Below are 11,717 nucleotides of genomic sequence, written 5' to 3'. Positions count from 1 at the left end.
AGTTTTTGAGCAACAGCTTGCCTTCTGTTAAAAGGCAGCTACTTTTAGCTGTGACCATTTTTTAGTCTAAACTCCAGTTAATTAAATCCGTTAAATTTGTTAAATCCGCCTTGCGAATCCGTTGTCGAAGTTTCTTCTAAACATTTAACCACTCCAGGAGTACCCTGGGCGCTGGTAACAAAATCATTAACAAAAGCCCGATCGCCAGCAACCCCAAAAAATCCCGCCGATTATCCAATTCGCTGACATCATTCAAGGCCGGTTCGTCGTTTAGTGGCGTCAAAAACAAAATAATCGCCCACAGCAGCAAACCCTGTTCCAAAAAAGAAAGCAGCAGCATACAAAGTCTAGCAACTTGCCCGATCGCCATACTCGCTCGCTGGCCGAACATCGCGTGTACGATGTGCCCGCCATCGAGTTGTCCCACGGGCATCAAATTAAACGCCGTCACTATCAAACCCAAATAACCCGCCACCGCTACCGGATGCAAATCGATCGCAGTTTCCGCATTCAAAGCACCGCCCAAGGTTAACTTGCTCAAGAGAGTCATCAGCAGCGAAAAATTGGGTTTGAAAGACTCAAAATTTAACATTCCCGACTTGTCAGAAAGCGGTACAATTGTCGAATGATCCAAACCCCAAATTAATAATGGCACTGTCGCAACTAAACCCGCAAGGGGCCCGGCAATGCTAACATCAAATAAAGCTCGGCGGTTGGGAATTGGGCTCCGTATTTGAATGAAGGCGCCAAAAGTTCCCAAGAAAAAAGGAATCGGAATAAAATAAGGCAGAGTCGTGCGAATTTTGTAAAATTGGGCAGCTAAATAGTGGCCGGATTCGTGAATTCCCAAAATTGTAATGAGAGCCAGCGAGTAGGGCAAACCCTGGAGCAATAGTGACGGGTTGGACTGCAAAGCTTGTTCAGTAACTCCGGCCATTCGCGCCCCGACAAGCGTAGTCGTAAACACCGCGATCAAAACCAAAGCTAATGCGAAAAACGGCCGGGTTACAGATTCGGTTTTGACAGGAGTTTCCCCTGATTGGTGGCTGGGATTGGGAACTATGGCAAAAAAAGGTTGACCGCTCAAGCTGTTTTGAAATACTACTAAAAAGCGATCGCCAAAAAGCCTCTCCACATTCTCCCGAATTGCCTGATAAGCAGTCTCCGGGTTCGTGCGTAACTGCCCGCGACAAATTACAGCCTGCGGCCGAAATTCCAAATCTCGCAAAAAGTAAATTGACCAAGGAAAACAATCGCGCAAACTCGCTTCTTCTTCTTGGTTGATCGGGCGCACGGGCGGTTTTGGCTTTGCAGGTTCAGTCGCAGAGTCTGCTACCTGCTCAGCAGTTTCGTCGGTAATTTTCTTGCGCCCCAACTGTACCAAAAACCAATACAAAAAAGGGCAAACCAGAAAAGGTATAATTACTAACTCCGGCGGTACTGTTTTGCTCGTACCGTTAACTAAAACCCAACCGCTCCAAATCAACGGCGGCGCCATCATTACCAGCCACAGCAGCCATACCGGAGTTCGGGTGATGCGGCTGATGCCGTTTTGCAACAAGTAGTACGAGATCAGCCCCAATACGAACAACCATAGTAAAAACAACATAATATTTATCCCATTCCCTTCTGAAATACTTCCTTGAAACAACAGAGTTCAGTCTCCAAACAGCCCAGACCCGTGCTGGACAATATCTTTGCTTTCCCGCCTAACCGGGATACCCTGGGTGCAACAGCTTATTTCATTGTAGAAAACGAATCGAACATCCTGGTGGATTGTCCCGCTTGGGATGAGATTAACCAAACCTTTTTGCTCGCGCGCGGCGGTGTGCGACTGCTGTTTCTCACCCACCGCGGCGCTATCGGCAAGGCGCGGGAGATTCAGGAAGCCACGGGGTGCGATATCCTGATTCAAGAGCAGGAAGCTTATTTGCTGCCGGGATTGAAGGTGACGGTTTTTGAGCGAGAATTTGCTGTGAGCGATCGAATAAAAGCATTTTGGACTCCAGGCCATTCTCCAGGTTCGTCTTGCCTTTATGATAGTGGCAGCGGCGGAGTGCTGTTTTCGGGCAGACACTTGCTCCCCAACCGAGAAGGTGCCCCAGTACCGCTATTGACGGCAAAAACTTTTCACTGGTCCCGGCAAATTAACAGCGTTAAGTCAATTATCGATCGATTTTCGCCCTCCACTCTGCAATATATTTGCCCCGCTGCCAATACTGGTTTTTTGCGCTCCAAAGGATCGATCGCTCGAGCTTTTGAGCAATTAACCAACCTGGATTTAGCCGTTTGTTTGCAGTCGAAACCCGGCCCCTAAATCTATGCTGCAAAATCAAAAAATGGTTTGACGCGCTAATTATAGCGATAAGGTGCGCACTACATTATTCTTCAGTCTCTTAGAGACGGGCGAAACTTTGTATAGTGGCGGTTACAACCGCCGATTCTTATGGAAAAAACCGAAAAACAAAAAATGCTCGCCGGCGAATTGTATTTAGCTGCGGACGAGCAATTGATTTCAGAGCGCCTGCGAGCCCGCCGCCTCGCCAGAACCTACAATTCTACCCGCGAAGACGAACCAGACAAACGGTTAGAAATTATCGCGGAATTGTTCGGTGCAGTCGGGCCGAAAGTTGAAATCGAGCCACCTTTTTACTGCGACTACGGCAGCCATATTTATGCTGGAAACGGATTGTATATGAATTTTGGCTGCGTGATTCTCGACTGCAATCGAGTTAGCATCGGCGAGAATTTACTGTGCGGGCCCAACGTCCAAATTTACACCGCTCTTCACCCCACAGACCCGGAAATTAGAGTTTCTGGCCTAGAACTCGCCGCTGAAATTAAAATTGGCAATAATGTTTGGATTGGCGGCGGCAGTATTATTTGTCCGGGAGTCACTATTGGCGACAATAGCACGATCGGTGCAGGCAGTGTCGTTGTCAAAGATATTCCCGCAAACGTCGTGGCGGCGGGGAATCCTTGCCGAATCATCCGGCATCTACCTTGATGTGGTACGATCGACACAATCGTGCGATCGGCTCTTCGGAGCTTAACCCAACAATTTTAGATATTAGAACAGCAGATTTGAGATTTTCCACGTAAAATCCCCGAAAAAAACCGTGGAAGAAATCTCAAATCTCAAATCTAAAATCGCTTAATTTCTCGTTCCCGGTTTCCACACTACCAAGCTTTTCTTATGACGACTGCAACAGTTTATCCCAACGCTCCCGATCTCTGCACCGACGACTACATAGCAGTCGGTGTAGCTACCTGCTTCATCAAAGAAGAAGGCGAAGTTTTTGAAGTGCAAGTAATCGAAGCTATTCCCTCAGCAGCTTTGGAAGCAATTGTCAAGGGAATTCCCACATCCTATTTAATGGCTTGCGGGACGACTTTGGGAGCAGTGCTCGATGGCGAATCACCCAAAATGTTGCCAGAATTCCCGACATCAGCTCAGTTTAGCGAAGAATTTGGCTTTCGGGCGATCTCCGCTGCCCGCACATACAAAATCCGCCCCCAAGCTCAACTTCACATTCCCTTGGGAACCGTTCGCAACGACTTTACTTATTCCTTAGAACGCAAAAGAGTCCTCAACTCCGAGCGCGTTATTCGCACTGAAGACAATGTGAAACAACACGAACACACTCACAAGGTTCTTTAAACAAATCGCGCAACTGAGGCTATTTAGCAGCGCCTCAGTCAGCGGATGCAGGGAAAATAGTTTTGAGTTTTGAGATGTGAATTAAAAATTTAAAAAGCTGTTCATTCATTAATGAGGGAAAAGCTTTTAATATTTCAATATTAAGACCAACCCCAAACATCTCAAAGTAGGGTGTACCGCTGTGTGTGCACCTTACCTCATAACACAAACGCCGAACATCTCAACGTAGAATGATGCCTGCGCACATCACCTAATTAACATAAATTATTAAGGAGTGTTAAGAAAACTCTTAAATTGTTGATTAAATCTTCTAAATAAGGAAAAATATAGTAACATTTTTTATGGCAGTTTAACAGTGTGAACCCGCCGGCGGGAAAAATTCCAAAATCCCCGCAATTATTCAATGCTAGTAGTTTCAGACTATTGGCAGGCTGGGACTACATCGCAGGTGAGCTGAGGATTTCAATCTCACAAATTAGTCAAACAATGGGAAGCTTTGCGAGAGTTAAGTGGTGGAAATTAACTCGACTATTGCCAGCGGGATTTAAGGGCGAATACCATTTTCCCTACAAAACTGCGCTGTTACTTTGGGGCGTAACAATTCTGGCAGCTAGCATCACTGGTTGTATCAGCTATCAAAGCGTTCGCCGCTTGATTATCAACAATTTAGAGCGAAATGCTTTGCTAGAAGTTAGGGAGCGCGGGAACAATATCGATCGGTGGCTCGGCACTAGAAAGGCTGAGATCCAAATCCTCGCCCACACTCTTCCCGTTCGTTCGATGAAGTGGTCAGTGGCAGAGCCTTATTTAAAATCCGAAGTAATTCGACTGGAAAAATTCCAGCATTTCGCATTAATCGCTCCCGACGGTTCTTATTTCACCACAAAAGTCGGCAGAGCCTTGATTAATGTCAGGGACCGCCAACACTTCAAAAAGGCAATGGCTGGGGAAGTCTATGTTTCAGATCCTACCATTTCTCGCACGCTCAAAAAACAAATTATTGTTCCGATTTCGGCTCCGGTGTGGTCAAATTCGGTAAATTCTCTTTATAAAACAGCAGAAAAGCCGATCGGAGTAATGAACGGGGTCATTAGCATCGACCGAATTGCCGAAGTAGTAGGAAAGCTGGAATACGGGCCAGGAACTTACGCTTTTGTTCTCAATTCTCAAGGAGTGCCGATTGTCCATCCCAACGCTGGGTTAATCGGAAATATCGACAAGCCGGCTCCCAGTCTTTTAGAGTCTGCAGATGCTAATTTGGCGAATGTAGCCCGGGAGATGGTTTATCAAAAAACTGGCATTTTGCTGACTAAAATCAACGACACCAGAGTTTATGTTGCCTATCTTCCTTTAGAACAAGCTGAATGGTCGATCGCCCTCGTAATTCCCCGCGACAATCTCGAAAAACAACTGCTCCCCTTCAATCTACTAGCAGTAGCTGCGGCCCTACTTGCAGCCGCAGCTATTTTCGCAGCAATTGCCGCACTCAAGCTGTTTGCCCTAAATTGCAGCCGCACTCGCACAGAAGCCCTTCTCCACCGCTTGACTGGCCGCATTCGCGCTTGTTTGCACCTCGATCGCATCCTCCAAACTACAGTAGACGAACTCGGTACTTTGCTGAAGCTCGATCGAGCAATTTTCGGATGGTACGATCCCCGACAAGATACTTTAGAATTTGGCTGGGAATATTGCCGGGAAGGTTTGCCCGGGCGCTTGGGAATCTTCGGCGTTCCAGGAGGGCCCTCTGGAGATTTAGCTGCACGCCTTCACCGCTGCGAAACGATACTGCTATATAAAACCGTCGCCGCTGATAGCGGAACGTCTCAGGAACACGCCTATATCGAACTAACAAACAGCCACTACGCAGCAGTACCCGTACTGACTCAGACTAATCGGCTCGGATATCTGTTCGCCTGTGCAAACCGGCGGTTTGCGACTCCCGACGAGGTGGAAGTTTTGGAAGCAATTGCAGACTCGCTGGCGATCGCCATTTCCCAATCCCAACTCCACGGGCAAAGTCAAGAAGATCTCAAACTTTTGGAAGAAGTATTAGCCAAACTCAGAAGAAATGAAGAGCATTTAGTAGAAAGCGAAAAAATGGCTATTGTCGGTCAACTAGCAGCCGAAGTTGCCCAAGAAATTAATAACCCGATTAACTTTATTTACGGCCGCCTGATTCACCTCAACGATTATATCAAAGATTTGCTTAATATAATTCGCCTCTATCGCGAACAATATCCCGAACCTGTGCCGCGAATTGCCAAAGAAATAAAGGCTGGCGACATAGATTTTATTAGCCAAGAGTTGCCGCAAACTCTCAATCTTTTGAAAATAGGAACCGATCGCATTCGCCAAATAGTCCTTGCTTTGTGGAAATTTTCGCTTCCTGACGAAGCCAACAAAGTACACGCCAACCTTAATGAAAGCATCGAAAATATTTTGCTGTTGCTAGCGAGCCGGCTGGAACAAAAAATATTAGTAGTCAAGGAGTACAACAACCTGCCGCCAATTTTGTGTTATCCCGGTCAACTGAGCCAGGTATTCGCGAGTCTCCTGAGCAATGCCATTGATGCTGTTAACAGTATTGAAAACTCTGCTCAAATTATTACAATTAAAACAAATATTGTCGAAGATTCTCCAGGCAGGTGTATTGCAGTATCGATCGCCCACAACGGGTCCCGAATTCCGCCGGAAATTCAACACAGAATATTTGACCAGTTTGACCATACTAAATTATTTAATAAGTTTACAGGATTGGATCTGTCGGTTTGCTATAAAATTATTGTAGAATTGCACGGCGGCAGCCTTAAAGTTGAATCTCCGGTTCAATCTCAAACTGGGGGCGGTGCTGAGTTTATAGTAAAATTGCCGATCGTTTAATTGAAAATTTTAACAGTCGATCGAGCATCGTGAATGATGAATGCTGTTGCCTCCCTATTCGTCCGCGTCGGATCGATTTCAATCGGTCAGTTTTTATTTCAATTTATCGAAGCGTTAACTGCTAAGCTGTCGGGCATCTTGCGCTGTATTTTTCGGGGGCGGGACACCCCACCAGAATTTCATCAAACTTGACTGTAAAATTTATATGCGCCTGGGCTTAGTTCAGTCCTGAACGCAAAACCTCTATATTTAGGGTGCTACTTATGGCGATCGGATACACCACTATAAGTAGCACGTAAAACCACTTTTTTGGTCCAGGACTCTAGCTCATAATTGTTCATTATCATACAGATAAGCCCTGAGCTTTTCCACACCGCCAATTATGAAACCAATGTGATTAAAAAATGAATCAAATATGAAAAAATCGCAAGCTTATCAAAATTTAGTGTAAAGTAAAACAGTCAAGAGGAACGCTTTACCTATAACATCAACAATTTACAAAAATGGATGCAGCCACTACCATATTACTTTCCTTGGGACTAGCAGCAGATGCTTTTGCTGTTGCTGTTTCTAGCGGTTTAGCAATCAAACACATGAAGGTCAATAAAGCTTTAAAAATCGCCTTATTTTTCGGAGGTTTTCAAGCTTTAATGCCCGTAATAGGATGGTTAATAGGTCTTAGTTTTAGTTTTTTGATAACACCGATCGACCATTGGATAGCTTTTGGGCTTTTGAGTTTCATTGGCGGTAGAATGATTTACGAATCGCTGCAAACCGAAGAATGCGAGAAAAAGTTTAATCCCTTAGATACGGGGACTTTGATAACGCTGTCAGTGGCGACGAGTATCGATGCCCTCGCAGTTGGCCTCGGATTTGCAGTGCTAAAAACTTCGATCGGCCCTGTCGTTAGTGCGATCGGATTTATTACTTTCTTGGTCGTATTTGCTGGCGTGTTTATCGGTCACAAGTGCGGCAACTTATTTGGAAATAAAATAGAGTTCCTCGGAGGTGTAATTTTAATTGCGATCGGCAGCAATATCTTATTTTCGCATTTAACAGCAGTGTCGGCAGTCATTAGCCATTAGTCATTAGTAATGGGTAATGGGTAATGGATACTCCTTCCAGGCTATGCCTGGGAACACATACCCGAAGGCTGTGCCTCCAATGCCCAATTCCCAAAAAATGCTATAACAGCAATATTGCATTAAAGGATAAAAATTCCGTGCTGAAACTTTACGGCGGAGCCCGCAGCAGGGCATCAATTGTCAAGTGGTATCTAGAAGAAATAGCGGTTCCCTACGAATTCGTCACCCTAGATATGCCAGCAGGGGCACACTTGCAGCCAGAGTATCTCGAAATTAACCCGATCGGCAAAGTACCGGCAATTGTTGACGGAGATTTTAAACTTTGGGAATCCGGTGCAATTCTGCTGTATTTAGCTCAAAAATATGGTAAAATGCCCGAGACTTTGGAGCAGCAAGCTCAAATCGTGCAGTGGGTCATGTTTGCTAATGCCAGCCTCGGCCCGGGAATATTTACAGAAGCAACTCGCGATCGCGAAACTCCCCGCTTGTTAACACCGCTTAATCAAATCTTTGAGAAACAGCCGTTTTTAATGGGTGATGAATTCGGCGTCGCCGATGCAGCAGTGGGGTCAATATTGGCTTACATTCCGATGATGCTAAAACTAGACCTCAGTCCTTATCCGGCTGTTGTAGATTACATCAAGCGGATCTCAGAAAGACCGGCTTTCAAAAGTGCGATCGGCGGTGGCTGAAGCCAGAAAGAAGAACGAAACAAAACTTAATAACTAAAAGCAGGGGCGATTTGTAAATTGCCCCTGCTTTTAATGAAATCAAACTTATCTGAATCCGACAGCCGCCTGCCAAACAAAAGCCAGCAGCAAGAAAAATACGGGAATGACGGGCAAAACATTAACCAAAGGCTCAAAAATCGAATAAGCTTCGGGCAGTTTTGCTAAGAGTAATGCAGCTTCCATGAATCAACCTACCTATCCAACAGAATTTTAATAATTGTCGCATATCTTCACCCAAGGCAATCACGATCGATCGACTCTTGGTGCGAGCCAGCTAGCAAACTCTTCAGTAAATCGATCGGCTAAAATCGCCTCCCGCATCCTCCCAGTAAAGCGAATCAACTCCGTCACATTGTGAAGCGCCAGCAAAGTATACCCCAGCACTTCGTTAGCCCGCGCCAAATGGGCCAGATAAGCCCGACTGAATTTTTGGCAGGTATAACAAGGACAAGACTCATCCAGGGGAGCAAAATCCTCCCGGAACCGAGCATTTTTCAAATTCCAGCGTTCCCCACCCACAAAAGCCGTCCCGTGGCGGCCCAGCCGAGTCGGAATCACGCAGTCAAACATATCTACGCCACTCGCCACAGCCAACGCCATTTCCCGATAAGTCCCAATCCCCATCAAATAACGCGGTTTATTTGCCGGCAACAGGGGCGCCGTCACCCTCACAATCTCTGCGATCAAATCCCCCGATTCCCCGACACTAACCCCGCCGATCGCGTAACCGGGCAAATCCAAATCTACTAACTGGTTCGCCGCGCGCGATCGCAAATCGGGGAAAACACCCCCCTGCACAATGCCGAACAAAGCTTGATCTGGGCGCGAGTGAGCTTGAATGCAGCGTTGCAGCCAGCGGTAAGTGCGATTTGTTGCCGCCTCCACCTCCTCCCGCGTAGCGGGGTAAGGGGGACACTCGTCAAAGGCCATAATCACATCGGCCCCCAACTGATTCTGAATTTCGATCGATCGTTCCGGCGTCAAATTAATCCTGCGGCCATCGCGGGGAGACCGAAAAGTCACCCCATCATCAGTAATCTGGCGCATTTGGCTCAAGCTAAACACCTGAAAGCCGCCCGAATCCGTCAGAATCGGGCCCGGCCAAGCCATGAATTTATGCAATCCGCCGGCGCCTGCGACAATCGCTTCCCCCGGCTGCAAATGCAAGTGATAAGTATTTGCCAAAACCATTTGAGAACCCGCCGCCTCAAGATGTGCTGGTGTCAAAGTTTTGACATTAGCTAGCGTCCCCACTGGCATAAATTTAGGCGTTTCCACAACACCGTGGGGAGTGGAAAAAACCCCTGCACGCGCTTGAGTATGGCTGCAATTAGCCTGACATTTAAAAGAAAATCCCGTGTTGTCTTCAGTCATTAGTCCCCGACGATCGTTAACCGCTACTCGGCCGTCCGTGTTATCTAATCTATTGTTGATGACATCGCGACAAAAAACTCATGACCCCGCCCAAAAACGGATACAAGTTTCCGACAATCGTCGTGGAGGGCAAAAAATTTTAGACCTTAGTTCTAACTCCCAGATTCAATGCTGCAAGTAAATCTAAAATCTAAAATCTAAAATCGACTGACTGACGATTAAAAGGGGGAATCGTCCTCATCCAATGGCAGATCCCAGTTGCCTGAGAGTACCTGATCGACAACCGCATCCAAAGCCGCAGCATTTAAATTCCGGGCGACTTGCTCTTGCAAAGGATTGGAGAGGGGAATTAACCGCAACTGCCGTCCATCTTGAATCAGGTCAAAATAAGCACCATCTTCAGAGGACTGTTTCAGTTCGAGGTAATCAAAACTATACACGTTCAAATAAAGCGCATGGTTGGCAATCAGGGTAGAACGATGGGGGTTGGCGAAGACTTCGAGCACATACCCTTCCCCTTCGCTGTAAATCTTGCCATCTTGTATGTGAAGGTAGCGGACACGTCCTAAATCAAACAGCAATCTTTTGATATCGCTTTTGTTGACGACAATGCCTGTATCGATGATGCAAGGAGCAACTACCCTGTTATTCAATTGGTCGTGACTCATGGAGTAAAAGCCTCTGTTGTAGTATGTTCCCGTCTTGGAAATCAGGGAGTTAGCTAGAATTCTTGGGAAGGGAAACGCGGATCTTGAGTTTAGTCATTTTAGATAGGGAGCTTCGGGATCGCTGTCGACACAGGTTTTCCGGGGAAAAGAACTCGGACAGGAGGAATGCCCGATCCAAAGGACTAGGGTGTTACAGCTCCAATTCTGGCACACGCTAAGGGATTGACAACTGCATACGAGATGAAAAACTTTCTATTTTATGGTGGATGATAAATTGGTTCGGTCTACAATCAACTTTTTCCGGAATCAAGGCGCTGCCATCGCAGCCGCAGTCGCTTTTTATACTTGTTTGCCGGTACCGATGTCTTGGACTTTGGAGTTTCGGGGCATTGCTCGCTTGGCACCGGCGATCGGGCTTTTGATTGGGGGGATGCTGGGACTGGCGGATGTTGGGTTGCAGTTGTTGGGAATGCCTGCTCTGACTCGATCGGCCTTAGTGGTAGTGTTGGGCATCGCCGTTACTGGCGGGCTGCACCTAGACGGGGCTATGGACGCGGCAGACGGGCTGGCTGTACCAGACCCGGTGCGCAGGCTAGAAGTCATGCGAGACAGCGTTACAGGGGCCTTTGGAGCGATGGCTGCGATCGCGATCGTGCTGCTGAAAACTGCCGCTCTCTCGGACTTGAATAACTATCGGTGGCTGGCTTTGATGGGTGTCGCCGGTTGGGGGAGGTGGGGCCAACTGGTGGCGATCGCCCGGTATCCTTATCTCCGGGCTGAGGGTAAGGGAGCTTTTCACAAAGAATCGATTTATTCTCCTTTTGATTTTATCCCAGGGGTGCTGTTGCTGCTGAGTTTGAGCGTGGTGCAAGTTGTCTTGGAGGGCGATCGGTGGCTGTTGGCGGTGGGGATGGCTTTGGGGGGAAGTGCGATCGGAATTTTTGCCGGAGCCTGGTTTAACCACCGTTTGGGCGGCCACACGGGCGATACTTACGGTGCTGTAGTAGAGTGGACGGAGGCTTTATTGCTGTGTCTTTTAGCGGCTTTGGAAGGGTGAATTTAGGGGAACATCCCCTGAGTGCAAATATATCGGTAGGGGCGAAGCATTCCGGCAGTAAATCTCTGCAAAAAACCAATAAATTTAGGACTTACGCATATAGCAGTCCTAAATCATTCGTGAATAACAAGATCCCCGACTTCTTTGAGAAGTCGGGGATCTGAGCCTCTCGATTTTGACAACTCCTGCAAGGATTGCTATAGATCCCAGAAAGCAGGTTTTTTTACGGAAATACCTCGTTTGTACTCGTAGATTTGGTAA

General features: G+C 47.0%; 11 protein-coding genes. 7 read left to right on the top strand and 4 right to left on the bottom strand.

Translation table 11 applies throughout. The annotated features are described in order from the left end of the window. Window positions 1–136 precede the first annotated feature (136 nt). Window positions 137–1,609: a site-2 protease family protein gene (locus QUA78_RS06105; RefSeq protein ID WP_333398663.1), complete on the bottom strand. Its 1,473-nt coding sequence runs from the start codon at window positions 1,607–1,609 to the stop codon at window positions 137–139. Window positions 1,610–1,642: 33 nt separating this feature from the next. Between QUA78_RS06105 and QUA78_RS06100 the strand changes: the two genes are divergently transcribed. From QUA78_RS06100 to QUA78_RS06075, 6 genes are all read left to right on the top strand, one after another. Further along, window positions 1,643–2,317, top strand: a complete 675-nt coding sequence (locus tag QUA78_RS06100; protein WP_333300323.1) for an MBL fold metallo-hydrolase — start codon at window positions 1,643–1,645, stop codon at window positions 2,315–2,317. A gap of 129 nt (window positions 2,318–2,446) precedes the next feature. Continuing rightward, window positions 2,447–3,007, top strand: coding sequence for a sugar O-acetyltransferase (locus QUA78_RS06095; RefSeq protein ID WP_333300325.1), 561 nt, complete (start codon window positions 2,447–2,449; stop codon window positions 3,005–3,007). A 189-nt stretch (window positions 3,008–3,196) separates the two neighbouring features. Further along, window positions 3,197–3,661 carry a hypothetical protein gene (locus QUA78_RS06090; RefSeq protein ID WP_172187066.1) on the top strand — a complete coding sequence of 155 codons (465 nt, stop codon included), beginning with the start codon at window positions 3,197–3,199 and terminating at the stop codon, window positions 3,659–3,661. A gap of 486 nt (window positions 3,662–4,147) precedes the next feature. Then, window positions 4,148–6,541 carry an ATP-binding protein gene (locus QUA78_RS06085; protein ID WP_333300327.1) on the top strand — a complete coding sequence of 798 codons (2,394 nt, stop codon included), beginning with the start codon at window positions 4,148–4,150 and terminating at the stop codon, window positions 6,539–6,541. 503 nt (window positions 6,542–7,044) lie between these two features. After that, window positions 7,045–7,626, top strand: a complete 582-nt coding sequence (locus QUA78_RS06080) for a manganese efflux pump MntP family protein (RefSeq protein WP_333300330.1) — start codon at window positions 7,045–7,047, stop codon at window positions 7,624–7,626. A gap of 137 nt (window positions 7,627–7,763) precedes the next feature. Then, on the top strand, window positions 7,764–8,318 hold the full coding sequence (locus tag QUA78_RS06075; protein ID WP_333300332.1) for a glutathione S-transferase family protein: 555 nt from the start codon (window positions 7,764–7,766) through the stop codon (window positions 8,316–8,318). Between the two features lie 84 nt (window positions 8,319–8,402). Here QUA78_RS06075 and QUA78_RS06070 read toward each other — a convergent pair whose 3' ends face one another. The 3 genes from QUA78_RS06070 to QUA78_RS06060 form a co-directional block, all read right to left on the bottom strand. Next, window positions 8,403–8,540: a photosystem II reaction center protein K gene (locus tag QUA78_RS06070; protein WP_006634808.1), complete on the bottom strand. Its 138-nt coding sequence runs from the start codon at window positions 8,538–8,540 to the stop codon at window positions 8,403–8,405. Window positions 8,541–8,600: 60 nt separating this feature from the next. Beyond that, window positions 8,601–9,731: a tRNA guanosine(34) transglycosylase Tgt gene (tgt, locus tag QUA78_RS06065; protein WP_333300334.1), complete on the bottom strand. Its 1,131-nt coding sequence runs from the start codon at window positions 9,729–9,731 to the stop codon at window positions 8,601–8,603. A gap of 218 nt (window positions 9,732–9,949) precedes the next feature. Then, window positions 9,950–10,399: a hypothetical protein gene (locus QUA78_RS06060; protein WP_333300335.1), complete on the bottom strand. Its 450-nt coding sequence runs from the start codon at window positions 10,397–10,399 to the stop codon at window positions 9,950–9,952. A gap of 259 nt (window positions 10,400–10,658) precedes the next feature. Here QUA78_RS06060 and cobS point away from each other — a divergent pair, with 259 nt between their 5' ends. Further along, window positions 10,659–11,456 carry an adenosylcobinamide-GDP ribazoletransferase gene (cobS, locus tag QUA78_RS06055; protein WP_333300337.1) on the top strand — a complete coding sequence of 266 codons (798 nt, stop codon included), beginning with the start codon at window positions 10,659–10,661 and terminating at the stop codon, window positions 11,454–11,456. Window positions 11,457–11,717 lie beyond the last annotated feature (261 nt).

The organism is Microcoleus sp. K4-B3 (assembly GCF_036704615.1).
In the GTDB taxonomy this organism is placed as follows: Bacteria; Cyanobacteriota; Cyanobacteriia; order Cyanobacteriales; family Microcoleaceae; genus Microcoleus.
This window is presented reverse-complemented; position numbering and strand designations above follow the sequence as displayed.

Excerpts from the sequence above, each read along its gene's own strand:
- QUA78_RS06105 (WP_333398663.1), bottom strand. The coding sequence starts at position 1,609 with ATGTTGTTTTTACTATGGTTGTTCGTATTGGGGCTGATCTCGTACTAC.
- QUA78_RS06095 (WP_333300325.1), top strand. The coding sequence starts at position 2,447 with ATGGAAAAAACCGAAAAACAAAAAATGCTCGCCGGCGAATTGTATTTA.
- QUA78_RS06090 (WP_172187066.1), top strand. The coding sequence starts at position 3,197 with ATGACGACTGCAACAGTTTATCCCAACGCTCCCGATCTCTGCACCGAC.
- QUA78_RS06085 (WP_333300327.1), top strand. The coding sequence starts at position 4,148 with ATGGGAAGCTTTGCGAGAGTTAAGTGGTGGAAATTAACTCGACTATTG.
- QUA78_RS06080 (WP_333300330.1), top strand. The coding sequence starts at position 7,045 with ATGGATGCAGCCACTACCATATTACTTTCCTTGGGACTAGCAGCAGAT.
- QUA78_RS06070 (WP_006634808.1), bottom strand. The coding sequence starts at position 8,540 with ATGGAAGCTGCATTACTCTTAGCAAAACTGCCCGAAGCTTATTCGATT.
- tgt (WP_333300334.1), bottom strand. The coding sequence starts at position 9,731 with ATGACTGAAGACAACACGGGATTTTCTTTTAAATGTCAGGCTAATTGC.
- QUA78_RS06060 (WP_333300335.1), bottom strand. The coding sequence starts at position 10,399 with ATGAGTCACGACCAATTGAATAACAGGGTAGTTGCTCCTTGCATCATC.
- cobS (WP_333300337.1), top strand. The coding sequence starts at position 10,659 with ATGGTGGATGATAAATTGGTTCGGTCTACAATCAACTTTTTCCGGAAT.